This is a genomic window from Microbispora sp. NPDC046933, assembly GCF_040644635.1.
In the GTDB taxonomy this organism is placed as follows: domain Bacteria; phylum Actinomycetota; class Actinomycetes; order Streptosporangiales; family Streptosporangiaceae; genus Microbispora.
The window spans coordinates 63,232-86,951 of sequence record NZ_JBEYWW010000014.1 but is presented as its reverse complement, the minus strand read 5'-3'; the positions used below and the strand labels follow the sequence as shown (position 1 = coordinate 86,951).

The following is a 23,720-nucleotide window of genomic DNA, read 5'->3' as shown; positions in this document are numbered from 1 at the left end:
GTCTTGTCCGCGCTGATCTGTTGTGGTGCGATGCATGCCACGCGTGCGAGATGCCCCGTTGGGAGGCGCGATGACCGGCGTACTTGAGGAACGGGCCGCGATCGAGCGGGAGATCGCGGGAAGGACGGTCTGCGAGCAGCTCAGGTGGGCCGCGACGGAGCATCCGGACTCGCCGGCCTACTCCGATCCCGCGGGCGACGGCTGGACGACGCTGACCTACGCCGAGGCGCGCGCGAGGGTGCTGCAGATCGCCGCGGGCTACGCCGCGCTGGGCCTGCGGCCGGGCGACGCGGTCGCGCTGATGCTGGTCAACCGCAGCGAGCACGTGCTGGCCGACCTCGGGGCCGTCCACGCGGGCGCCGTCCCCTGCTCCGTCTACGCCACCTTCGCCCCCGAGCAGATCGCGTACGTCGCCCGCGACGTCGGGGCGCGGATCGCGGTGCTCGGCGGCCCGGACGACCTGGCCCGCTGGGAGCCGATCCTCGCCGAGCTGCCCGCGCTGACGAGGATCGTCATGCTGGAGGGCGCACCGGAAGGCGACGAGCGCTTCCTGAGCTGGGAGGCGTTCCTGAAGCTCGGCGCCGGCGAGCTGGCCGCCGGCCCGGACGCGGTGGAGGCGCGCTGGCGCGCGGTGACCCCGGAGGACACGCTGGCCGTCCTCTACACCTCGGGAACGACGGGCAACCCCAAGGGCGTCCCGCTGACGCACGCGAACGTGCTGTTCGAGATCGCCACGACCCAGCGGATGATCGACCTGCCCGTGCACGGCACGCAGATCTCCTACCTCACCTACGCCCACATCGCCGAGCGGGTGCTCAGCCTGTACCTGCCGCTGGTCAAGGTCAACCACGTCTACTTCTGCACCGACATGGCGAACCTCGGCGCGACGCTCGGCCAGGTGCGCCCCGTGCTGTTCTTCGGCGTCCCCCGGGTCTGGGAGAAGATGACGGCCCGGCTGCAGGCGCTGCTGGCCACGCAGCCGCCCGAGCAGCAGGAGAACGTGCGCGCGGCGATGGCCGCCGGGCTTGCCTACGTGGAGGGGCTGCAGTACGGCCACACGGTCACGCCGGAGGTGCGGGAGGCGTACGAGCGGGCCGACGCCGCGCTGCTGTCGGTCGTCCGCGCCCTGATCGGGCTCGACCGGGCGCGCTGGTGCGCCACCGCCGCCGCGCCGATGCCGGCCGAGGTGCAGCGGTTCTTCGCCGGCCTCGGCCTGAAGGTCATCGACGTGTACGGCATGACCGAGACGACCGGCGCCTTCACCGTCAACTCGCCGGACGTCTTCAAGCTCGGCACGGTGGGCCGGGCCGAGCCGGGAGTCGAGGTGCGGATCGCCGGGGACGGCGAGATCCTCACGCGCAGCCCGCTCAACACCCGGGGCTACCTCGGCCTGCCCGAGGCGACCGCCGAGCTTCTCGACGCCGACGGGTGGCTGCACACCGGCGACGTGGGGTCGATCGACGAGGACGGCTTCGTCCGCATCGTCGACCGCAAGAAGGAGCTGTTCATCACCTCGGGCGGGGAGAACGTCTCCCCGGCCGTCATCGAGGGCCATCTGAAGGAGCACCCGCTCATCGGGCAGGCCCTCGCGTACGGGGACCGCCGGCCGTACCCGGTGGCGATCCTCACCCTGGACGGCGAGGTGGCGCCCGAGTGGGCGCGGGCGCGCGGCATCGCCTTCGGCTCCCTGTCCGACCTGGCCGGGCACCGCGACGTGCTGAAGGAGGTCGAGGCCGCGGTCGAGGCCGCCAACCGCAAGCTGGCCCGGGTGCAGCAGGTCAAGCGGTGGCGGCTGCTGCCCGTCGAGTGGACGGCCGAGACCGATGAGCTCACCCCCAGCCTCAAGCTCAAGCGCCGCGTCGTCCACGCCAGGTACGCCGAGGTGATCGAGGAGCTGTACGGGGCCGGCTGATTCACCGAACGGAGTTTTTACCGGACCGGGAGTGTGTCGGGGGCGGGACGGCGGCCCGGCGTGCGTACGGTCACGGGGCATGACGAGACCTCTGCTCGCGACGCTGGTCCTCGCGGCCGCCACGACGGCGGCGGCGGCCGCGCCGGCCACTGTCTCCGGCGACCTGGCCATCCGCTCGGTCGAGGTGCGCCCGTCCGACCCGGTGGTGGGCCCGAGCGGGTCGGTGCGGCTGGTCGTGGACGTGGTGGCGCGCGGCGCGGACCGCGTCTCCGTCGTCCTGGAACCCGGCCGCGCCCCCTCGGGAGGAGACGAGCCGGGAGAGGAGGGGCCCGGCAAGGAGCCCGAGCCGGGCGCGACCCCCTCGCCGCCGTCCGGCGACGCCGTGCCGGTGCCGTCCGCCTCTCCGGATCCGACGGTCTCCCCCGGCTCCGCCGTACCCCCGGCCATACCCCCGGCCGTACCCGCGGCCGTGCCCCTGCCGGGCCTGGGCGGGCTGGCGTCCGCCGCGATGCCCGGCGTGGTCGGCGCGTCGCCGGTGAACCGCCGGCCGGCCCGGCGGACCTCGTCCGGGGAGTGGGAGACCTGGCGGTTCCTCCCGGACAAGCCGCTGTCGCGGTGGTATCCGAGCGGCCCGTGGACGGTCACCGCGACCGCGGTGAACGCGCGGGGCGAGCGGGCCGTCGCCCGGGTGGGGTTCAACCTGCGCCGGGCGACCGAGATCGAGGGGCTCAAGGTGGCGCGCGACGGGGACGCCGTGCGCGTCACCGGGACGCTGCTGCGGGTGGACCCGGTCGGGAAGGTCGACTACCGGCCCTTCCCCGGGCAGAGGGTCAGAATCTGCTTCCGCCCCGCCGGGTCGTCCCGCTGGAAGACCGTGGGGGAGACGGTCACCCGCAGGGACGGCTGGTTCACCGCAAGGGTCCGCGCGGATGGCGAGGGCACGTGGCGTGCTGAATACGCCGGTACGTCCCGTTATGCCGCCGACGCCAGCCCGCAACGAGAAGCATGAACAGGCATTAACTGCCGCAAATGGCACAAAACAGTCGCAAAGGACAGTTATCGTTTCGTAATCTCTTTAATCGAGAGTGAGGCAACTTTTCTCTTCCTTGTGACGTCTATGACGTAGGCGCGCCCCAAACCGGGGTGCGTTGTTGGACGGGGAGAGGAACACCCTCATGGTGAAACGAGTCGCTACCACCCTGGTAGCGGTCGCCATGGGCGCCACGGCGCTCGCGACTGCGCCCGCGTACGCGGAGCCTGTCGCGCCTTCGCCGACGCCCACGCCGAGCCCCAGCGCTGGGGACACCGCCGCGGACAACGCCCGCAAGCCGTACACGCCCGACCCGCGCATCCTGTCGGTCGACGTCGACCCGGACGTGGTGGTGGTCAGCAAGGGCCGGTCCGCCCGGGTCACCGCCCGGGTCACGACCAAGGACGTCCAGAGCGTCGACATCGACCTGTGGGGTCCGAGGGGCCGCGGCGACGACGGCGGCGACCACTGGTTCGGCAAGCGCAAGGGCGGCCCGAACGACGGTCCGAAGTTCGACCGCGCGTCGCGGTCGTGGCGCTTCGACTGGAGCGACCGGGCCGGCACCTACAAGGTGCACGTCGAGGCCATCGGCCTCGACGGCAAGAAGTACACCGAGGACCGCTCCTTCACGGTGAAGCGCAAGCAGTGGCACTGGCCGCGCCCGAGCGGCCCGAAGGCGACCCGCATCGCCGGCTTCGACGCCTCGCCGGAGCCGGTCCGCAAGGGCCGCGCGCTGACCCTGGAGGGCACGCTACAGGTCGCGCAGTGCTGGGGTGACTGGTACTACGACGACTGGGACGACTACTCCGGCCGTCGCGGCGGCGACCGCTACTGCTCCGACGGCCGCGACTACTGGAACGACTGGCACTGGCTGGGCTCGCAGGACGTGAAGGTCTACTTCCAGCCCTCGGGCTCCGGCAGGTGGCAGTACGTGGACACGATCGAGACCGACGACGACGGCGACTTCGCCACCACGGTCCGGGCCTGGCGGTCCGGCACCTGGGCGGTGCGGTTCGACGGCAACCGGCGTCTCAAGGGTTCCGAGGCGACCGACTACGTGAAGGTCTGGCGCCACTAGGAAGCCCGACCGCGACGCCCGGCTCCCGTGGAGGGGGCCGGGCGTCCGGCTTTTTCTCTGACGCGGTTCCTGATTAAAGGTGACAGTTCGGGTAGAGAGGTCCCGGCATACGCGCGGAACCTTCATAGTGAGTGAAGCGCCGCGGTCACCAACGGCGAGCATCCGCTCGCACCGCGTGTAGGGGGTCTGTTTTGATCCGACTGATGCTCGCCGAGGACATGCACCTCATCCGCAAGGCGCTGGTCGCTCTGCTGTCGAGCGAGGACGACCTCGAGGTGGTGGCCGAGGCGGACAAGGGCGAGGACATCGTCAGGCTCGGCTGCCTGCGGCGCCCCGACGTCGCGGTGCTCGACATCGGGATGCCCGGTGTCGACGGCCTCACCGCGGCGGCCGAGCTGCACCGCCGATTGCCCTCCTGTAAGACCGTCGTCCTCACCGGGCTCGGAACGCCCATGGCGCTGCGCAAGGCGCTGGACGCCAACGTGCGCGGCTTCGTCGTGAAGGACGCCTCGCCGGGTCATCTGGTGGACTGCATCCGCCGCGTGGCGACGGGGGAGCGGGTCATCGACCCCGAGCTCGCGGTGGCCGCGCTCGACGCCGACAGCAACCCGCTGACCGCCCGCGAGCTGGACGTCCTGGAGACCGCGGCGTGCGGCGCCACCGTGGGCGAGATCGCCGACCGCCTGTCGCTGTCGCGGGGCACCGTCCGCAACTACCTGTCCCGCATCCTCGCCAAGGTCGGCGCCCGCTCACGCGTCGAGGCGATTCAGATCGCCTCCGAGTGCGGCTGGCTGTGGCCCGCGGCCGGCCGCGACATCGGCATCCTGCGCTACCGCCCCCGCCGCTGAGGCCGGGGCCGGCGGAGAACCACGAACTGGACTCCAACTTCTTGTTTCCGGCGCCGGTTGGAGCCCTTTCATCTCCCATCGCTTCGTGTGTTCATGTGAGTACGCAAAGCGATGGGAGATCGACAATGGTTGCTGAGTCCGCCCAGGCGCCGGGTGCCGAGGCGAGCCCCGCGGTGCTCGAACGGCTCCGGCTGAGGTTCCAGATGCTCGACACCGACGGCAACGGCTACCTGGAGGGGGAGGACTTCGAGCGGCTGGCCGCCGAGATCCTGGCGGCTGCGGGCGAGCCGAAGGGCTCGCGGAAGGGCCAGGCGGTTCTGACCGGGCACCGGCGCTACTGGGAAGGGCTGCGTGCCGCGCTCGACACCGACGGCGACGGCAGGATCGACCTGCGGGAATACACCGCGAGGCTCGGGGCCGCCGCGGAGGCGCGGGAGATCGTCGCCGATTACGCGCAGTCCCTGGCCGCCCTGGCCGACCGGGACGACGACGGGTTCATCGAGCTGGACGGCTTCCTCATCTGCATGACCGCGATCGGATTCCCCAGGGCCAACAGCGAGACCCTGTTCAAGCAGCTGGACGAGTCGGGCGACGGCCGGGTCCCGGTCGACGTGTGGGCCGCGACGATCGTGGACTACTACGCGTCGCCGAGCGGGGACATCCCCGTCCATGGTCTGACCGCGCCCAGCCGCTGATGGGCGAACCGGCCGGATCGGCGCCCGCCGCGGCCCCCGTGGATCGAGTGGCGCGGCGGGCTTCGGCCGAGGCGGGCGGGTGGCCCGCCCGGAGGGCGATCAGGTCGCTCCGCCCGTCGTTCCTGTTCGAGTCCCGCCCCGAGGACGAGGGGCTGGTGAACCTCAGGGACAACGAGAACCCCTTCGCCGGCCCCCACCGGCGCTACCCCGACAACATGAACCGTCAGCTGGTCCGCCTGTACGCCGACGCCTTGGACGTCGTCGAAGGCGACGGGACCGGCTCCGCAGTGAATACGCGTCCGCCAGGGGCCTGGCGGTGGGGTCCGGAGACGATCCTGCTCACCCGGGGCGCGGGTGACGCCCTGGACCTGCTGTTCCGCACCTTCTTCGAACCGGTCGCGGACGCGGTCGCGCTCACGCCTCCGTCGTTCGCGCTCTTCGACGAACTGGCCGTCGTCCACGGGATCGAACGGCTTCGGGTGCCGCTCGCCGGCATCGCGCACGACCGGCTCGACGTCGCGGCGCTGGCGGGGTCGGGGGCCGCCGGCGTCATCGTGTGCGACCCCGGCAACCCCGTGGGGACGTCGCTGCGGCCCGGCGAGGTCGAGCGCCTGCTGGCCGCCTTCGACGGCCTCGTCGTGGTGGACGAGGCCTACGCGGAGTACACCCGCCGCCCCTCGCATCGCCATCTCGTCCCCCGCCATCCGAACCTCGTCGTCGTCCGATCCATGTCCAAGGCACTCGGCCTGGCCGCGCTGCGCCTGGGCGCGGTGCTCGCGCACCCCGGGATCGTGTCGGCACTGCGGCGGGCGCGCCTTCCCTTCGCCCTGCCCACGCCTGTGATCACGGAGGCGGCCGCGGCGTTGGCCGATCCGGCCGGGCTACGCCACGGCATCGATCTGTTCGTCGAGGAACGCGACCGGCTCGCCGCGGGGCTGCGTCGCTGCCCCGGGGTCGAGCAGGTCCGCTCCGCGGCCGGATTCGTGACCGTGCGGACGAAACGCCCCGCCTCCGAGGTCGCCGCCCGGCTCCGCGCCGCGGGACTGGCCACTGTGCCCGATCCCATGGGCTGGCACGGCCACCTGCGCATCTCGGTCGGAGAACCCGTCCACAACGACCGGCTGCTCGCCGCACTCACCGAGAGCGGCTCCCCCCACCAGTGAGAGGACAGCAGTGTCATGACCGCACCGTTGACCGAAGAACACGACGCCGTCGTGACCGTGACCACCGTCGCGCGCGAGCAGATCCGGCCGATCACCTCGGTCGTGGTGGACGGGGAGGTCCACCGGCTCGGGCAGCAGCGCGACTTCCGGCGCCATCCCGTCCTGTCGGCTTTCCTGCCCGACTCCGGACGGCCGTCCTTCGCGTGGGTGCGGCTCCGGGACGGCGAGGAACTGGCGGTGCACCGCCACCCGACACCCTCGATGATCCTCGTGTGCCGGGGAACCGTACGGCTTACGGGGGAGACGGAGCGGTCGCTCGCCGAGGGCGACGTCGTGTGCGTGCCCGCCGGGCGCCTCCACGGCTTCCGCACGGACCCCGGTCAGGAGTTCCACGGCCTGTCCGTGCAGTTCGAGGGGATGGGGCTCTACGAGGACGAGTTCGCGCCCCGGGCGGTCTTCGGCGCCGCCGGGCCTGCCGTCACCGGCGCACCCCGGAACGGCCGCACCGCGCCGGAGCCGCTCGCCGGGCTGGAAGCGCTCAACGACGCGCTGGCCGAACGGCACATCCGCAACGACCTGTTCGACCTGCTGCGCGGCGGCCGGCTGGGGAGGGACCCGCGGATGCGCGACCGCTTCGTCAGGGCGCTGCACGTGTGGTCGTGTCACTTCCAGCGCATGCTGCTCGCCCGGCAGGCCGTGTGCGCCGATCCCGTCCTGCGCCAGGAGTACGAGGAGCACCTGCGGGAGGAGTTCGGCCACGACAGGCTGCTCCGCGACCGTTACGGAATCAGCGGCGAGGTCGACGACCCCGTGCTCGAGGCGGCCTGCACCTGGTTCGTCGCCCAGATGTACCAGCTGGACGAGGCACAGAAGATCGTCACGGTGCACATGGTCGTCGAGACCAGCGGCCACCTGTTCGGGGCGGCCGCCGCGGACGCGTTCGGCCGGGACGCCGCCGACGACGACTTCTTCACCCTGCACGCCACGGCGGACGACGAACACAGGGAGATCGGGCGGCACCGGCTGGCCACGTTGCCCTCATCGGAGTTCCCCCGGCTGCTGGCGGCCTGCCGGCGCGCCTGGGACCAGATCGACCTGGTCCACAACCGCATCGCGGCCTGGACCGTCGAGGGGCCCTGACCGATGCCCGATCACCCGGCCGTCGTCCGCAACGCGGTCGCCGCCCTGGCAGAAGAGATCGTCGACCTGTTCGCCGCCGAGGGCTACCAGTTCGCGGAGGGGCCCGAACTCGAGGCCGAATGGCTCAATTTCGACGCTCTCAACATGGAAGCCGACCATCCCAGCAGGTCCCCCGACGCCACCTTCTACATCCATGACCCGCGCGGCCGCTCGGGCCTGGTGCTGCGCGGCCACACCTCGCCGGTGCAGGTGCGGCAGATGCTCAGCCACCCGGCGCCGCTGCGAATGGTGACGGTCGGACGCGTGTTCCGCCCCGACCCGCCGGACGCCACGCACAGTCCGGTGTTCCACCAGGCCGAGGGGCTCGCCGTCGCCGAGGGACTGACCATGGACGACCTGCGCGCGACGCTCGGGCGGCTGGCCGTGGCCATGTTCGGTCACGACGTGCCGGTCAGGCTGCGCCCGCACTGGTTCGCCTACACCGATCCGTCCGCGGAGGCCGACGTACGCTGTCCGGCCTGCCGGGGAGGGGGGTGCGACCGGTGCGAGGACGGATGGATCGAGTGGGCCGGCTGCGGCATGATCCACCCACGGGTGCTCGCCACCTGTGGCGTGGACCCGTGCCGCTACACCGCCTTCGCCTTCGGGGTGGGGGTCGAGCGCACCCTCATGCTCCGCCACGGGCTGGACGACATCCGGGAGGTCATCGGGCACGACCGGCTCCACCTGAGCGTCCGGCGGCCGCGCCTTCCCCTCCACCCGTCCCGGGGCCGGCCGCGACCCGTGCCACGGTTCAGGCGACGGCAGGCCGCGGCGCACGCGCTCGCGGACGCCGGCTGGACCGAGATCCAGACTCATCCCTTCCTGGATCCGTCCGTATGGGACGCCCTCGGGCTGGACCGGGACGACCCACGCCGCGCTCAGCTCCGCATCGCCAACCCGCTCGGGGAACACACCCGGGCGCTGCGCACCGCGCTGCTCCCCGGCGTCCTGCTCGCCCTGCGGGCGTGGGTCCGGCGCTCGTGCGGCGACCCCATGCTGTTCGAACAGGGAACGGTCTTCCACCGCCCGACCGGCCGGCTTCCGCCGCCTCGGCTGCCTGTCGGCAGGCCACCGCGCCCGGAGCAGTTGGCGGGTCTGTACTCGGCGATCCCCGCGCAGCCCCTTCACCTGGCGGCGGGCCTGTCGGGCGGGCACTGGCACACCGCGGTCGCCGCCGCCCGCACGGTGGGACGGCAGTGGGGCGTCCCCCTCCGCCCCGAACCCGCGCACGCACACGCACGCGGCGCCTGGCCCTGGCGCAGCGGGCAGTGGGCGCGCCTGGTCCTGGGCGAGACGTCGATCGGCGAGGCGGGCGAGCTCGATCCCGCCGTCCTGCGCCGCCTCGGCCTGCCCGAAGGGACCGCCGCGCTCACCCTCGACCTCGACGCGCTGGACCGCCATAGCGGCGGAGAAAGGACCGGATCGGCATGACGCCCGAAGACCTGGCCAGGACGTATCTCGACGGCCTGACACGCGGGGACCTGACCGCCGTCCTGGCGTTGTATCGCCCCGGCGCGACAGTTCACTCGCCCCTGTACGGGCCCATCCCCGCCACCGACTTCTACCCGGCGCTGTTCGCGGACACCGGCCGGGCGAAGCTCGACCTCCTCGGCGTGGCGGAAGGCGCCAGGACGGACGGCGGCCGGCTCGTCACCATCTGGTTCCAGTTCGACTGGACACTGCCCTCCGGGCAGCCGGCCGACTTCGAATGCGTGGACGTCCTCGAACTGGCCGACGACGGCCGGATCGCCGCACTCCACATCATCTACGACACCGTCACCGCCCGCCCCGCCTTCGAAGCGGAGAAGGGCGAAGGCAGCTCCTGGCGCCCGCCCGCCTGAACGTGCGCCGGCTCCGGGCGGGGCCGCTCTTCCCTGCCGGGCGGCTCCGGCCCTGATCGGCCCGTCAGCCCGTCCAGTGGCCCACCAGGTCCGCGTACAGCGGCGAGGCGGCCACCATCTCCTCGTGCGTGCCGAGCAGGACGCGGGTGCCGTCCATGACCAGCACCCGCCGGGCCCGCAGGGCCGAGGAGATCCGGTGCGCCACGACGATCACGGTGCCTTCGCGCGCCGCGAACGCCGCCTCCGCCCGTGCCTCCGCCGCGGGGTCGAGATGGCAGGTCGACTCGTCGAGCACGACCAGCCGGGCGGGGGACAGGTAGGTCCTGGCCAGCGCGACGAGCTGCCGCTCGCCCGCCGACAGCTCGGCCGGGTCGAGCGGGCCGCCCGCGGTGCGCTGCGCGAGCTCCGCCAGCCCGAACGCCGCCACCGCCTCGTCCACCCGGTCGGGAGGCGTCCCCGGCGCGAGGTAGGTCAGGTTCTCCGTCAGGGTGCCGGGGAAGACGTACGCCTCCTGGGGGATCAGCGCCCGGGCGGCCGGATGGACCCGCGCGGCCGGGACCCCGCCGACGAGGACCTCGCCGTCGTCCGGCGTCAGCAGGCCGGCGACGAGCGCGGCCAGCGTGGACTTGCCGATCCCGCTCGGGCCGACGACGGCCAGGTGGTCGCCCTCGGGCACGTCGAGGTCGAGGCCGTCGATCACCGGCTCGGCGCCCGGACCGTAGGCGAAGCGCACCCCGCGCAGCCGCAACCGCGCCCCGCCGGGCTCACGGTCGCCGTGCGGCACGGGCGGGCCGGGCGCGTGCAGGATCCGCTCCAGCGTGACGGCCAGGCGGACGCCGCTGACACCGAGGCCCTGGACGAGGCCGCCGAGCGCGGGGGCGAGCGACTGCATCACGTAGGTCAGCGAGCCGAGGATCACCCCGCCGGTGACGCCCTGGCGCACCAGCCAGGGCGCGCCCGCCAGCAGGAGCACGACCGGCAGCCACGCGCCCACCGCCAGCGACAGCGTCCGCGACGCCGTCACCCGGGCCAGCGCCCGCGCGGCCCTCGCCTGCCGCGAGACCTCCCGCCCGACGCTCGCCGCGACGCGCGCCTCGGCGCCGCAGGCGGTCACGTCGCGCAGGCCGCCCGCCATCGCGGCCACCGCGGCGGCCGTGCGCTCGTCGGCGACGATGAACTCGCGCTGACGCCGGGCGAGGGCGGGCAGGGAGACGAGGAACAGGCCGAGCCCCAGAGCCACCGGAGCCAGCACGAGCGGGACGACCTCCGGGGCCAGGGTCGTCAGCCCCACCGCCACGCTCACCAGCGTGAACACGAACGTCCTGACCACCGTGATGATCGCGCCGAAGGCGTCCCTGGCCAGCTCGACCTGGTGGTTCATCCGGGCGACCGCGGCGCTGTCGCCGCCCCGGCCGGCCCGCAGCGCCCCGGTCACCACGCGCTCCAGCAGGTCGTCGCGGAACGGCTCGACGATCCCGGCGACGAGCAGCAGCACCTGCCGGGCGGCCACCGCGGCCACCCCCCACGCGGCGGCGAGCACGCCGAGCCACATCAGGCCGGCGCCCGGCCGCCCCGCGGCGAAGCCGTCGTCCACGGCCCGCGCGATCGCGTACCCGCCGGTCAGCGCGGGCAGGGCCTCCGCCACCGACCAGCAGGCCAGCCACAGCAGCCGGGAGGGTTCGCGCAGCAGGGCCCGCGCGACCACACTCCGCACCCCCGGCCGCCCGGGGAGCCGCGCGGTGGCTGTCCCGCCGCTCTTCGCGGTGCCGCTCACGGGAGACGCCGCGGTTTCGGCGGCGGTCTCCGCGGCGCCCTCGGTGGCGGTCTCGGTGGCGGTCTCGTTGGGGGGCCCGGACAGCGGCGCGTTCGCTTCCGCGGGCGCACGGAGCTTCACGACGCCTCCTCGGCGCGGAAGACCGCGCGGTAGCCGGGGTCGTCCCACAGACGGTCGTGCGTGCCGGTCGCGCGGACCCGCCCGTTCTCCAGCCACACGACCTGGTCGGCCTGCGCCGCCGTCGTCACACGGTGGGCCACCACCAGCCGGGTGCGGTCGGACAGGCTCCCGGTGAGCGCCCGCCCGACCTGCCGCTCGGTCACCGTGTCCAGGCTCGACATGGCGTCGTCCAGGATCAGCAGCCGTCCGGCCTGGGCGAACGCGCGGGCCAGGCCGACCCGCTGGATCTCGCCCCCCGACATCGGCGCATCGCCGACCGGGGTGGCGTACCCGAGCGGCAGCCGCCGGATGAAGGCGTCGGCGCGGGCGGCGGCCGCGGCCACGCGCACCGCGTGCCCGCTCCGCCCGCCGGGGGCGTCCCGTGCGCCCAGGCCGAAGGCGACGGCCTCGCCCAGGGTCTCGCCGAACAGCGCGGGCCGCTCGAACGCGTACCCGATCGCGCGGCGCAGCGGCTCCCGGCCGATCTCACGCAGGGGCACGCCGTCCAGCAGGACCGTGCCGCGTTCGGGGTCGGCGAGCCGGCCGGCGACGGCGGCCAGCGACGACTTGCCCGAGCCCGAGCGGCCCACCACCGCCGTGCACGTGCCGCCGGGCACGACCAGGCTGACGTCGCTCAGCAGCCGTACGCCGTCGGCCCGTACGGTCACGTCGCGCAGCTCCAGGGTTCCCGGGCCGGGGGGCAGCGGGCGGTCCCCGTACGCCGGGGGCGGCACGGCGAACACCTGCTCCAGGCGCTGGGCGGCCGACCTGGCGCGGGCGATGCGGGCCGCGTACCCGAGCGCCGACCCCAGGCCCGCCCCGAGCACGACGTAGCGCGCGGCGGCGAGCAGCTCCCCGACGGTGAGGCCGCCGGCCGACAGGCGCAGCCCGCCGACGGCGAGCACCGCGATCTCCAGGAGCGGGACGACGACCGCGGCCTGCACGCCGGCCCGCGCCTGCAGCCGCCACAGCGCCAGGCCGTGGGCGCGCAGGCGGGGGAGCGGGGCGAGCACGCGCGCGGCCTCCCGGTCCTCGGTCCCGGCCGCGGTGATGGTGCGGGCCCCGGCGAGGGCGCCCACCAGCATGCCCGCGATCTCCCCCTGGGCCTGCTGGTAGCCGCCGGAGGCCGCCGTGGTCCTGCGCATGAACGCGCGCAGCACGGTCACGATCAGAAGCAGACCGGCCACCAGCGTGACCGCGAGCCACGGGTCGATCAGAGCGAGCGCGACGACGCTGCCGGCCGCGGGGACGATGAGCGTGGCGGCCGTGACGACCGCCTCGGGTGTCCGCCCGGCCTCCTCCACGTTCACCCCGGCGCGGGTGACGATCTCACCCGGCGTGAGATGGCGGGTCATGCCGGCGCCGACGGAAAGGGTGTGGGCCACCACCCGGGACCGCAGCCACTGGGCGGCCCGCGCGCCGCTCACGCCGGCCGCGAGCACGCGTAGCGCGTCGCACGCGACGACCAGCGCGACCAGCAGCGCGGCGGTCGTGAGCGGGCCGGTGAGCCCGGAACCGGCCTCGGCCCCGGTCCTCGCTCCGGCCACCGCTGCGGCCCCCGCCTGGGTCCGCACCACGGCGTCGACCGCGCGGCCGAGCGCCGCCGGGAGCAGCAGGTCGGCCGCGGCGCCCAGCAGCGCCGCCGCCGTCAGCGCCGCGAGCCACGGGCCGCCGCGCCGTACGGCCTGGGCGATCAGCAGGTCCGCCGGACGAGATCTCAAACGATCCTCCACTTCGACGAGCCCGGCAGTGCGGGCGACGCGACCCCTCGCGATCCCGGGGCGCCGCGCCGTGCCATCCGTACCGCGCGGCCGGCCGGGGCCGGAAACGCGGAAGCCTGGGCGGCCTCGACGACCGCCCAGGACTCCTGTGCGCGTGCTGTCAGCCGCAGATGAGGCTGAGGCTGCTGTTCTCGTGCGGGGTGCAGCCCAGGAGGCTCAGGTTGCTGCCGCCGCCACCGCCGTGGCCGCCGGGAACCTCGAGGGTCTGAAGGTCGAGAAGCGCCATCTGGATCATCTCCTTGTATGGGTTCCGCCAGCCTGGATGAGGCTGGAGTTCGTGTTCACCGGAAGGGTCGTCAGCCGCAGATGAGGCTGAGGCTGCTGTTCTCGTGCGGGGTGCACCCGAGCAGGCTCAGGTTGCTGCCGCCGCCACCGCCGTGGCCACCGGGGGCCTCGAGGGTCTGAAGGTCGAGGAGCGCCATTGTGCGTTCACCTCCTTCCGGGGCTGGTCGGGACGTTCGACCCGGCGGCGGTGCGCAGGGGCCCCTGCGCCTGGGACCGTCCGGGGGGCTCGAGGAACGGGAGGTGAACCGGCTCGTCGTGCAGCGCGGTGCCGAGCGCGAGCAGCACGCCGGCGCTCCCGGTGGCGAGATCCATGGACAGGCGGAGCAACTGGGCCCCGGGGAAGGCCAGCCCGCCCTGGTACGGAAGCTCGTGCCAGGCCAGCCGGGCGATCTGCGCCGCGGCGGCCTCGGGGTCGGGGCGGGAGCCGGACGACAGGCAGGCGATCATGCCGGCCCGGCCCGCGAACAGCCCCGGCTGGACGTAGTAGTGCAGCGTCGTGACCGGCCGGATGGCGGTCAGCGACTCCGCGAAGGTGTCGTCGTGCCGGTGGGTGAGGTAGCGGTCCAGCACCAGGCCGATGCCGGCCGACCCCTCGTCGAGGTACGGATTGGTCCGCCAGCCCTGCTGCACCTGGAGCTGGCCGTCCTCGCGGCCGACGCACCGGCGCAGGTCCTGCCGCAGCGCGGTGGCCGCGAGGTCGAGCAGCCCGGCGTCGCCGGTGCGCTCGTAGGCGTGCAGGAACATCAGGGCGGGTCCCGACGAGCCGTACATCAGCCCCGCGTGCGGGTGTTTCCCGCCGCTGATCTCGGGCACGTCGTCAGGGCCGCCGAGCCGGTCGGCCACCAGCGCCACGACACGCGCGGCCCACTCGCGGAGCTCCGGCTCACCGGTCGCGTCGTGCAGGTGCATCAGGGCGAGGGCGATGCCGGACAGGCCGCGGTAGAGGCTCAGGTCCAGCCCGTCCCGTAACTCACGCACGCCTCGCCGCGCCACGTCGAGCGCGTCCCCGCGGCGGCCGAGCGCCTCCAGCGCGTACGCCACGCCGTGCAGGCCGTTGTAGAAGCCGGGCCCGATGCCGGGTTTGGCGGCCTGCCTGAGCAGCCACTCCTCGTGCTCGGGGAAGCGCCCGGCCCCGGTCGCCGCCAGCGCGTAGAGGACGCCGGCCGCGCCGTTGGCGAGGCTCACCCCGCCGCCGGGTTCGAACTGGACGATGTCGCCGGGGAACAGCCGGTCCTCGCGGTCCGGCGTGGCCGAGGCGACGATCGCCTTCGCCAGCGCCTCCCGGAGGGCGGGCCAGCCCTCCCCGAGCCGGTTCGGCCGGGGGAGCCGGCTCGGCTCCGGCTCCGGCGGGTCCTGTCCGAGGATCGTCCGTACGGCTCCCTCGATCAGCGCGGGGGGCACCGGGAACGTCTCGGTGATCAGCCTTCCGAGCTGGGCGGCCTTGGGCCGGTGGAGCTGAAGCAGCATGGTGGTCATCGGGGCGAACACACCCAGGTGCAGGCAGGCCAGCGCGTACTCGTCGGCGTCGACGCCGGCCAGCTCGCGCGGCGGCACGAAGCCGGGGTTGGCGAGCGTGGGCCGCCTGCGCTCGTCGACCGGTGAGGAGACCTCGAAGTCGATCAGGACCACGCGGTCGCCGTCCACCAGGATGTTGAAGGGGTGCAGGTCGCCGAACACCACACCGCGCCCGTGCAGCGCCGAGACCGCCGCCCGCACCTTGGCGAGTATGCCGATGGCCCACTCGGCGTAGTCCGCGTCCAGCTCGGGGGTGCGGTCGGCCCGGGTGAGAGGGTGCCTCTGGGCGATGAGCTGGCTGAGCGAGGTGCCGTCCACGTACTCCTGCACCAGGAAGTGGTGCTCGCCGACCGTGAAGTAGTCGCGCAGCGCCGGCACGACATCGAGGCCGGCCAGCCGCTCCATGATCGCGGCCTCGTGCCGCAGGCGGGTGACGGCGTCGCGTCCCTCCACGTCGAGCCCGGCGTGCGGGCGGGCCTCCTTCAGCACCACCTTCTCGCCGGTGCGCCTGTCGCGCCCCAGGTAGACGCCGCCGCCGTTGGAGAAGTGCAGGACGCTGTCCACCTCGTACGGCACGCCTTCGAGCGTCACCGCGTTGCGCGCGGCCAGGTGTGGTTCGAGGAAGGCCGGCAGGGTCACCCAGGAGGGCAGGGCGAACGCCGGACCGCGCACATCGGGGACGAGGTTGCCGTCGGCGTCCTCGATCGCGAGCACCCGCTCGCCGTTGTCGTCGAGGCAGTGGCGCTCGGCGAACCCGCCGTACCGGACGAACAGGGGGCCGTCGCCGTACCGCAGGTCGCTGAGGATGTACGGGCCCTCGACGCCGTCGAGGATCTCGGCGAGCTCCTTGAGCGTCAGCTCAAGCTGGGCCTCGTCCACGGGGTAGATGGTGACCAGCTTGCCGCTCGACCCGCGGAAGGCGTACTTCGAGTTCTGCATCGTCATCACGCGCCGGCCGCGCAGGAACTTGAAAGCCAGTCCGCGGGGCACGCAGTAGTCCCACGCCGCCGCGATCACCCGCTCCGCCTCCGGTACGGAAGAGGAGACGTGGATCTTCCAGCCCTGCGTGGGCAGGGCCGCGCCGGCCGGCGCGTAGTGCAGCCAGGTCTCGCTCTCGGCGTGCGCCCACCCGTCGGGCGTGGGCCGGGCGGAGATGGCGAAGTCGGGGTGCTCCGCGCGCTTGGCGTCGAGGGTGTCGTAGAACAAGGGATCTGCGAGGCAGTAAATCTCGTACTTACTAATCACCAGATGTCCCCTTAGGCCGGTCACGTCAAAGAATTCCGGAAATAAAGAGAAGGGCCAAGTTACGCCCGTCAACTGCGGCATGTGAAATCTGCACATAACGAACCGTGACGCAGTCATGGGTCGACGATGATGCTGTTCACGGCCGTCTCCGGGATGCCGCGTGAAGCATTCGGTCAAGTTGCTGGTCAAACATGCGACGCCATCCGCGGCGGGCCGGCCGGGGCCCGCGCGGGACGGCGTGGAGGCGGCGTGGAGGCGGCGTAGGGGGCGGCGTGGGGGCGGAGTAGGGGGCGGTGAGACGAGTGCGGGGGCTGGCCCGGCGTGGCACGCGACGCGGTGACAGTGGCGCAACGATGGGGGCGCGGCGATGGGGGCGCGGCGATGGGGGACATGGCGATGGGGGACATGGCGATGGGGGCGGCGCGGTAAGAGGGGCGCGGTAAGGGGGCGCGGTAAGAGGGGCGCGGTGACAGGGGCGCTCGCGCCCGGCAGGCACTCAGAGATCTGAAGCGGCGCGCCCGCGCCGCAGGGGCCGGGTCCCGGGGGCTGCACCGCGGGGGCCGGGCCGCGGGGGCCGGGCCGCCCGGCGGGTGAGCCCGGCCGGCGTCAGCGGCGGTCGCCGCCCTTGAGGGGGATCTCGGCGATGAGGCGGAACCAGCCGTCCGGGTCGAGGACCGTTCCCATGACGCCGTCGAGCGCCGCCGCCCGGTTACGCAGGTTGTCCAGCCCGCTGCCGTCGCCGGGCGGTATGGAGGGGGCGACGCCGTCGTTGGCGACGGTGAGTGTCGCCACGCCGCCCCGCACGACGATCTCGATCGTGCACAGGGTCGCCCTGCTGTGGCGCAGGACGTTGGTCACCGCCTCCCGCACCATGATCGCGAGCACCGCGCTCACCTCTTCGCCCAGCTCCGCCTCCTCGGCCGCCTCGACCTTGCAGTCGGTTCCGTACGCGCGGAGCACGGCCCGCGCGTTGGCCAGTTCGGAGGCGAGCGAGACGTCCCGGAAGGAGCGGGTCACGTTGCGGATGTCGGCGGACGCCTGGCGGATCGACTGCACCACGTCGGCCAGCGCAGGTCGCAGGGGGCTGTCGTCATCGGCGAGCCGGTATGCGAGTTCGCTGCGCAGCGTGGCCAGCCACAGGCGGCTGCTCACGAGGTCGTGCACGTCGCGGCCGAACTGCTCGCGCGCTTCCGCCGCCGCCTGCCGTACGGCCTCGGCCTGCATGGCGCGCAGCCGGCGCAGGCGCACCGCGAGGACCACCAGCGCGGCGATCAGGAGCGTACCGAGCAGGGCGAGCAGGACGAGCAGGGCGATGTGGGAAAAGTGGGGCAAGTGACGACCCTCCAGTCATCCTTGCCGTAACATCGGCCTCGCCATTCCGTGCACACGCTAGATCTTTCCATACCGGTCACGAAATATGGCTACTTCGTTCATATCAAAGTAGGTTCTATTGCCAGCCCGTATAGGGGTTGCCGGGGGTGCCCTAAAAACGGGCGTTCATGAATTGTGAATCCGGTTGTAACAATTCGCGGGCGCTATGCCCGTTTCGCGCAGAAGGAGTGGAGTTGCGGAAGGCGCGGGGCTGGGCAGGGCGCGGGGCTCAGGCGAGCGACCGCACCGCCGCCCCGAACACCGCGGGCAGGCGCCGCGCGGCGGGCACGATCATCCGGGCCGCCGGAGGATGCCGCCGGGCCCGCACAAGCGCGGCCGTCAGCAGCCGGGAACGCCTCGACAGGCGCCGCCAGGCGGTCTCGTACTCCTCGGGACGGCCCTCCCGCAGGCAGTCGACCAGTGCGCGGGCCGACAGCAGCGCCAGCGAGATCCCCTCGCCGGTGAGCGCGTCCACGTAGCCCGCGGCGTCGCCGACGAGCAGCACCCGCCCGGCCACCCGCCGCCGCACCCGCTGGCGCAGCGGCCCGGCCCCGCGCACGGGGGTGGCGGCCGGGCCGTCCAGCCGGGCGAGCAGGTCGGGGAACCGCGCCAGGTGCTCGCCGTACGGCCGCCGCTCGCTGCTCAGCACGGCCACGCCGACCAGGTCGTCACCCACTGGCGTGACGTACGCCTCGCCGCCGGGCGCCCAGTGCACCTCCACGAAGTCCGTCCACGGCGCGACCCGGTAGTGGCGGCGCAGGCCGTACCTGCGCGGGCCGCCGGACGGCAGGTCGAGCCCGAGCCGCGCCCTGATCGGCGAGTGCAGCCCGTCGGCCGCGACCAGCCAGCGCGCGCGCAGTTCAGGTCCGCGCAGTTCAGGTCCGCGCAGTTCAGGCCCGTGTTCAGGCCCGCCCAGTTCAGGCCGGCACGGCTCCGGCCCGCCCGTCACGCTGGCGCGCACGGTCTCGCCGGCGGCGCGCACCGCCTCCACCCGGCCGGGGACGACGCGGACGCCGAGGTCCCGTGCGCGGAGGGCGAGCGCGGTGTGCAGGGCCGTGCGGCGCACGCCCAGCCCGGGGCCGTCCCGGAACTCCGCCTGCACCCGGTGCAGCCCGTCCACGTAGCGGATGCCGAGGAACGGCCTGCCGCCCTGCACCGCCACCCCGAGATCCGCGAGAGCGGCGGCACCGGTGGGCATCAGGCCCTCTCCGCACGCCTTGTCGACCGGCCCGGGCCGGGGCTCGACCACGACCGCCTCCATGCCGGCCAGCGCCGCGTGGATGGCCGTGGCCAGCCCGGCCGGCCCGCCGCCGGCCACCAGCACGTCGATCACGCCGCGGCCCCGCCCGGCGTCCGCCCGGCCTCACGTGCGGTGCATCCGGCGGCGGTGGCGAGGGCCGCGTTCTCGCAGCGCAGGCGCACGGCCATGAGCGGCAGGTTGAGCAGGGTGAAGGCCAGCGCGGTCAGCCAGGCGGAGTGCACGAGCGGCAGCGCCGCCCCCTCCACCGCCACCGCGACGTAGTTGGGGTGGCGCAGCCACCCGAACCGGTACGGCCCGCGCGTCACGAGTGGCAGGCCGGGCACGACGATGACCTGGGTGTTCCACTGCGGGCCGAGCGTGGTGACGCACCACCAGCGCAGCGCCTGCGCGGCCAGGACGAGCCCGAGCATCGGCCAGCCCAGGCCGGGGACGAACGGCCGGTCCGCCAGCCACACCTCCAGCAGGCATCCGGCCAGCAGGCCGGTGTGCAGGGCGACCATCCAGGGATAGTGGCCCCTGCCGTACACCACGCCGCCCCGGTCGAGGCTCCAGCGGGCGTTGCGGCGCGCGACGACCAGTTCGGCGAGGCGCTCCACCACGACGAGCGCGACGAGCAGCACGTACCAGGGAGACACAGGCCAGGGTGACACAGGCCAGGGTGACACAGGCCAGGGCGACACTAGCCAGGGCGACACAGGCCAGGGTGACATCCCCACCCCCTTCCCACCGGCTTCCCGCCGGACTCTTCAGCAGCGCAGCAGGACGAGTTCGGAGCAGAACCCCGGGCCCATCGCCAGCATCAGGCCCGGCGTGCCCGGCGGCGGAGGCCGCAGAGCCAGGGTGTCGCGCAGCACGTGCAGCACCGAGGCCGACGACAGGTTTCCGTTGGCGGCCAGCGAACGCCAGGTGAGGTCGAGCGCGCCGTCCGGGAGCGCGAGCGTCTCCGCGACGGCCTCCAGCACCTTGGGGCCGCCGGGGTGGCAGATCCAGGCGGTGACGTCGCCGGACGTCAGGCCGTGGTCGGCGAGGAACCCGTGCACGTCGCCGGCCAGGTACGCGCGGACCATGTCGGGCACCCCGGCGTCCAGCACGACCCGGAAGCCGCTGTCGCGGACGTCCCAGCCCATCACGCGTTCCGAGCCGGGATACAGACGGCTGCGCGTCGCCACCACCATGGGCCCCGCCGCTGTCCCAGCCGCTGTCCCCGTCGCATGGGCCACCGCGCTGCCCGCCGTGCCGTCCACCGCGCTGCCCGCCGTGCTGCCCGCCGTGCCGTCCATCGTGCCGTCCACCGTGTTGTCCACCGTGCTGCCCGCCGCGCCGCCGCCCCGGGGCGGCTCGCGGTCGTCCCCGTACGCCACCACGGCGGCGGCGCCGTCCCCGAACAGGGCGCCCGCCACGAGGTTGGCCGTGGAGGTGTCGTCGCGCTGCAACGTGAGTGAGCACAGCTCGACCGAGAGCAGCACCGCCACGTGGCCGGGCCAGCCGCGCAGGTAGTCGTGCAGCCGGGCGATCCCCGCCGCGCCCGCCACGCACCCGAGGCCGAACACCGGCACCCGCTTCACGTCCGGGCGCAGCCCGATCCGGTTGGCCAGCCGGGCGTCCAGCGACGGCGCGGCGACACCGGTGACCGACGTGCACATGATCATGTCGACGTCCGCCGGGGTGAGGCCGGCCGCGTCCAGCGCTCCCGTGACGGCCCGCGCGCCAAGGTCGAGCGCGGCCTCGATGAACAGGTCGTTGGCCGCGCCGAAGCCGTCGAGCTTGCCGTACTGGTCGAGCGGCAGCACCAGGTTGCGGTGTTCCACCCGGGCGCCGGCGTGCAGCCGGTCGAGAAGCCGGCGATCGGCACCCGGCGGAAGGCAGACCCTCGCCAGCGCGTCCGCGATCTCCGCCTGTGAGTGGCGATGAGGGGGAACGACACCATGGACGGCCGCGATCCGCGTCATCTCACTCCCCAAGGTGGCGAAACCGTGACAAGTCCCTCTTGCCCGTTGATGGGCGGCGCATGCCTTCCGGGGCTCGATCGTGATCTGTATCCGGGACCTCCCGTTACGCTCGGGATCGTGACCGGTTCAGGGGCGCTGCCCGACGACACGGCGGCCGAAATGGGTGTCGCCGTGCCGGTTCAAGGCGCGTGTCACGGGGACCCCGTCGTGGAGGACCCCGCCCTGAGGGATCCGGCCCTGAGGGATCCGGCCCTGAGGGATCCGGCCCTGAGGGATCCGGCCCTGAGGGATCCGGCCCTGAGGGATCCGGCCCTGAGGGGCGTCGCTTCGAGGGACGTCGCGGGCCGGGAAGCGGCCGGGCATCGCCCGGCGGCCGGGACCGCGCGGACGGCGCGGACGGCGCGGACGGCGCGGACGGCGCGGACGGCGCGGACGGCGCGGACGGCGCGGACGGCGGCCGGGCTGGCCCGGGCGTGCCACCCCGGTCCGACGGCGGCGGTGACGACACTGGTCACGGCGCTTGTGGCGGTCGCCGGGTGGGGCCCGGCGGGGACGGCGCTGACGGCCCTCGCCGTGCTGACCGGCCAGCTGTCCGTGGGCTGGTGCAACGACGCGGTGGACGCCGCCAGGGACGCCGCGGCCGGCCGGACCGCCAAGCCGATCGTCGCGGGCCTGGTGTCCGCGCGTGCGGTGCGCGTCGCGGCGTTCGCCGCGCTGGCGGCCTGCGTGCCGCTCTCGCTGGCCTGCGGCGTGGTGGCCGGGGCGACGCACCTGGCGGCCGTCGCCGCGGCGTGGCTCTACAACCTGTGGCTCAAGGGCACGGCGGCCTCGTGGGTGCCGTACGCGGCCGGGTTCGGCGCGGTGCCGGTGTTCATGACGACCGGGACGCCGGGCCGCGCGCTGCCGGTCTCCCTGCCGGTCGCGCTGCCGGTTTCCCTGCCGGTCGCGCTGCCGGCGTGGTGGGCCGTGCTCGCCGCGGCGCTGCTCGGCTGCGCGGCGCACCTCGCCAACGTACTGCCCGACATCGAGACGGACGTCGCCACGGGAGTGCGGGGCTGGCCGCAGCGTCTCGGCCCGGCCCGGGTGCGGGTTCTCCTGCCGCTGCCGTTGCTGGCCGCGTCCGCGCTGCTGGTGGTCGCGCCCCCGGGACCGGCCGGCCCGGCCGGGTGGCTCGCGCTCGCCGGGGTGGCCGCGTGCGCCGCGGCCGGTCTGCTGCTCGGCCGGCGCGTGCCCGTGGCGCCCTTCGCCGCCGCGATCGGCGCCGCCGGGATCGACGTCCTGCTGCTCGCGGCCACGCCGGGCGTCGTCACCGCCGGCTGATTCCGCGCCGCCGCCGGGGCGCGGCCCGGGGTGCCCGCGGCGACCATCCGCAGGGGTCACCTGCGTGAGGTCACCTGCGTGAGATCACCTGCGTGAGGTCACCTGCGGGGCAGGAACAGCCCGAGTCCCACGGCCGCGATCGGCACCACGCAGAGGATCGTGAAGACGCCCTGCGGGCCGTACGCCTCCGCCGCGACGCCGAGCGCCGGCGCGGCGAGCCCTCCGACGCTCACGGCGAGCCCGAGCGTGACACCGGCGGCGGTGCCCGGCCGGTTCGGCAGGTAGTCCTGACCCAGCTTCACCAGCACGGCGAACGGGATGTTGATCGCGATGCCCGCCAGCACGGCGAACACCAGTGGCAGATAGGGCCCGGGGAGCAGGCGCAGCCCGGCGAGCGCGGGTATGGCCAGCAGGCCGCCGATCTGCACGGTCCGCACCAGCCCGATCCGGTCCGCGAGGCGCCCCCCGATCAGCGTGCCCGCGACCCCGCCGACCAGGAAGGCGGCCAGCGCCGCGCCCGCGACGCCGCGTCCGGCGTCCAGGTGCCTGATCCAGAAAAGCTCGATGAAGGTGAGCACGCCGAAGAACGTCACCGACCTGATGATCTCGATGCCGGTGAGGACCATGAACGGCGTCCACCTGTCGGCGCCCGCACGCGTGGCCGCCGTGGCCGTGTGGCCCGCCGGCCGGTTCCTGAGCAGCGCGAACGCGACGAGCAGGGCCGGCGGGATGAACAGCGCCGTGGCGCCGACACCCATCGAGATCAGGGCGGGCGTGGCCAGCACCGGCGCGAGGAAGAAGCCGACGCTCCCGCCCGCCGCGAAGACGCTCATGGCCGTGGCGCTGTCTCCCGCCGTTTCCCGGGCCCCCTTGCCCGCCGCCGGGTGGAACATGGCCACCCCGAGCCCGGACAGCAGGACGAGGGTCCAGACCGCGGCGTACGACTCCACGAGCCCGGACAGGCCGAGGCCGAGCCCGGCCAGCGCGACGCCGGCGGCGGCCAGCCAGCCCAGGCGGAAACGGTCGACCGCCAGGCCGATGAACGGCTGCGGGATCGAACTGCCCAGGGCCGCGGCCAGCGTCAGCCCGGAGGCCGCCACGTAGCCGTAGTGCCGGTCGAGCACGAAGTAGGGCACGCAGGCCGGCACCAGTCCCTGGTAGAGGTCGTCGACGGCGTGTGCGGCCGCCCACAGCCACATGCGCCGCCACGCGGACGTCGCCCGCGCCGCCGGTGCCCGAACGGATGTCTCTGTCACTGATCGTCTCCTTGAGAGGCTTCGTCGAGCATCCCGGACGACCGAGTCGGCGAAC

20 protein-coding genes are annotated in these 23,720 nt (G+C 73.9%); 10 read left to right on the top strand and 10 right to left on the bottom strand.

Annotation, left to right across the window (positions count from 1 at the left end; all coding sequences use genetic code 11):
* Nucleotides 1–70 precede the first annotated feature (70 nt).
* The 9 genes from ABZ857_RS20385 to ABZ857_RS20345 all read left to right on the top strand — a co-directional run bounded on the left by ABZ857_RS20385 (nucleotide 71) and on the right by ABZ857_RS20345 (nucleotide 9,749).
* The gene (locus tag ABZ857_RS20385; RefSeq protein WP_357045051.1) at nucleotides 71–1,912 is read left to right on the top strand and encodes an AMP-dependent synthetase/ligase; all 1,842 of its coding nucleotides are present in this window, start codon (nucleotides 71–73) and stop codon (nucleotides 1,910–1,912) included.
* A gap of 79 nt (nucleotides 1,913–1,991) precedes the next feature.
* Nucleotides 1,992–2,921 (top strand): hypothetical protein, encoded by a 930-nt coding sequence (locus ABZ857_RS20380; protein ID WP_357045049.1) that lies wholly within the window; start codon nucleotides 1,992–1,994, stop codon nucleotides 2,919–2,921.
* 166 nt (nucleotides 2,922–3,087) lie between these two features.
* Entirely contained in the window at nucleotides 3,088–4,020 is a 933-nt protein-coding gene (locus tag ABZ857_RS20375) for a hypothetical protein (protein ID WP_357045047.1), read from the top strand.
* 191 nt (nucleotides 4,021–4,211) lie between these two features.
* A complete protein-coding gene (locus tag ABZ857_RS20370; RefSeq protein WP_357045045.1) occupies nucleotides 4,212–4,868 on the top strand; it encodes a response regulator transcription factor in 657 nt (218 codons plus the stop codon).
* 125 nt (nucleotides 4,869–4,993) lie between these two features.
* Nucleotides 4,994–5,563 (top strand): EF-hand domain-containing protein, encoded by a 570-nt coding sequence (locus tag ABZ857_RS20365; protein ID WP_357045043.1) that lies wholly within the window; start codon nucleotides 4,994–4,996, stop codon nucleotides 5,561–5,563.
* A gap of 47 nt (nucleotides 5,564–5,610) precedes the next feature.
* The gene (locus ABZ857_RS20360) at nucleotides 5,611–6,726 is read left to right on the top strand and encodes an aminotransferase class I/II-fold pyridoxal phosphate-dependent enzyme (RefSeq protein WP_357045041.1); all 1,116 of its coding nucleotides are present in this window, start codon (nucleotides 5,611–5,613) and stop codon (nucleotides 6,724–6,726) included.
* A 15-nt stretch (nucleotides 6,727–6,741) separates the two neighbouring features.
* Complete coding sequence (locus tag ABZ857_RS20355) at nucleotides 6,742–7,866, top strand: cupin domain-containing protein (protein ID WP_357045039.1); 1,125 nt, start codon at nucleotides 6,742–6,744, stop codon at nucleotides 7,864–7,866.
* A 3-nt stretch (nucleotides 7,867–7,869) separates the two neighbouring features.
* Complete coding sequence (locus tag ABZ857_RS20350; RefSeq protein WP_357045037.1) at nucleotides 7,870–9,339, top strand: hypothetical protein; 1,470 nt, start codon at nucleotides 7,870–7,872, stop codon at nucleotides 9,337–9,339.
* Nucleotides 9,336–9,749, top strand: coding sequence for a nuclear transport factor 2 family protein (locus tag ABZ857_RS20345; protein WP_357045035.1), 414 nt, complete (start codon nucleotides 9,336–9,338; stop codon nucleotides 9,747–9,749). Before ABZ857_RS20350 ends, ABZ857_RS20345 begins: the two co-directional genes overlap by 4 nt.
* A 64-nt stretch (nucleotides 9,750–9,813) precedes the next feature.
* Here the strand turns inward: ABZ857_RS20345 and ABZ857_RS20340 are convergent, their stop codons facing one another.
* The 9 genes from ABZ857_RS20340 to ABZ857_RS20300 all read right to left on the bottom strand — a co-directional run bounded on the left by ABZ857_RS20340 (nucleotide 9,814) and on the right by ABZ857_RS20300 (nucleotide 21,089).
* Nucleotides 9,814–11,643: an ABC transporter ATP-binding protein gene (locus ABZ857_RS20340; protein ID WP_357045033.1), complete on the bottom strand. Its 1,830-nt coding sequence runs from the start codon at nucleotides 11,641–11,643 to the stop codon at nucleotides 9,814–9,816.
* A complete protein-coding gene (locus ABZ857_RS20335) occupies nucleotides 11,640–13,403 on the bottom strand; it encodes an ABC transporter ATP-binding protein (protein WP_357045031.1) in 1,764 nt (587 codons plus the stop codon). The genes ABZ857_RS20340 and ABZ857_RS20335 overlap by 4 nt, the downstream gene beginning before the upstream one ends.
* Nucleotides 13,404–13,563: 160 nt before the next feature.
* Complete coding sequence (locus tag ABZ857_RS20330) at nucleotides 13,564–13,689, bottom strand: SapB/AmfS family lanthipeptide (RefSeq protein WP_357045029.1); 126 nt, start codon at nucleotides 13,687–13,689, stop codon at nucleotides 13,564–13,566.
* Nucleotides 13,690–13,759: 70 nt separating this feature from the next.
* Complete coding sequence (locus tag ABZ857_RS20325) at nucleotides 13,760–13,885, bottom strand: SapB/AmfS family lanthipeptide (protein WP_357045027.1); 126 nt, start codon at nucleotides 13,883–13,885, stop codon at nucleotides 13,760–13,762.
* A 7-nt stretch (nucleotides 13,886–13,892) separates the two neighbouring features.
* Nucleotides 13,893–16,508 (bottom strand): class III lanthionine synthetase LanKC, encoded by a 2,616-nt coding sequence (lanKC, locus tag ABZ857_RS20320; protein WP_357045025.1) that lies wholly within the window; start codon nucleotides 16,506–16,508, stop codon nucleotides 13,893–13,895.
* 606 nt (nucleotides 16,509–17,114) lie between these two features.
* Nucleotides 17,115–17,840: a histidine kinase gene (locus ABZ857_RS20315; protein ID WP_357045023.1), complete on the bottom strand. Its 726-nt coding sequence runs from the start codon at nucleotides 17,838–17,840 to the stop codon at nucleotides 17,115–17,117.
* Nucleotides 17,841–18,108: 268 nt separating this feature from the next.
* On the bottom strand, nucleotides 18,109–19,212 hold the full coding sequence (locus tag ABZ857_RS20310) for an NAD(P)/FAD-dependent oxidoreductase (protein ID WP_357045020.1): 1,104 nt from the start codon (nucleotides 19,210–19,212) through the stop codon (nucleotides 18,109–18,111).
* Nucleotides 19,209–19,775, bottom strand: coding sequence for an isoprenylcysteine carboxyl methyltransferase family protein (locus ABZ857_RS20305; protein ID WP_357045018.1), 567 nt, complete (start codon nucleotides 19,773–19,775; stop codon nucleotides 19,209–19,211). Before ABZ857_RS20305 ends, ABZ857_RS20310 begins: the two co-directional genes overlap by 4 nt.
* A gap of 111 nt (nucleotides 19,776–19,886) precedes the next feature.
* Complete coding sequence (locus tag ABZ857_RS20300; RefSeq protein ID WP_357045016.1) at nucleotides 19,887–21,089, bottom strand: 3-oxoacyl-[acyl-carrier-protein] synthase III C-terminal domain-containing protein; 1,203 nt, start codon at nucleotides 21,087–21,089, stop codon at nucleotides 19,887–19,889.
* A gap of 498 nt (nucleotides 21,090–21,587) precedes the next feature.
* On the opposite strand from ABZ857_RS20300, the gene ABZ857_RS20295 reads away from it, so the two are divergent.
* A complete protein-coding gene (locus ABZ857_RS20295; RefSeq protein ID WP_357045014.1) occupies nucleotides 21,588–22,409 on the top strand; it encodes a UbiA family prenyltransferase in 822 nt (273 codons plus the stop codon).
* 98 nt (nucleotides 22,410–22,507) lie between these two features.
* On the opposite strand, the gene ABZ857_RS20290 is transcribed toward ABZ857_RS20295, so the two are convergent.
* Entirely contained in the window at nucleotides 22,508–23,665 is a 1,158-nt protein-coding gene (locus ABZ857_RS20290; RefSeq protein WP_357045012.1) for an MFS transporter, read from the bottom strand.
* Between the last annotated feature and the right edge of the window lie 55 nt (nucleotides 23,666–23,720).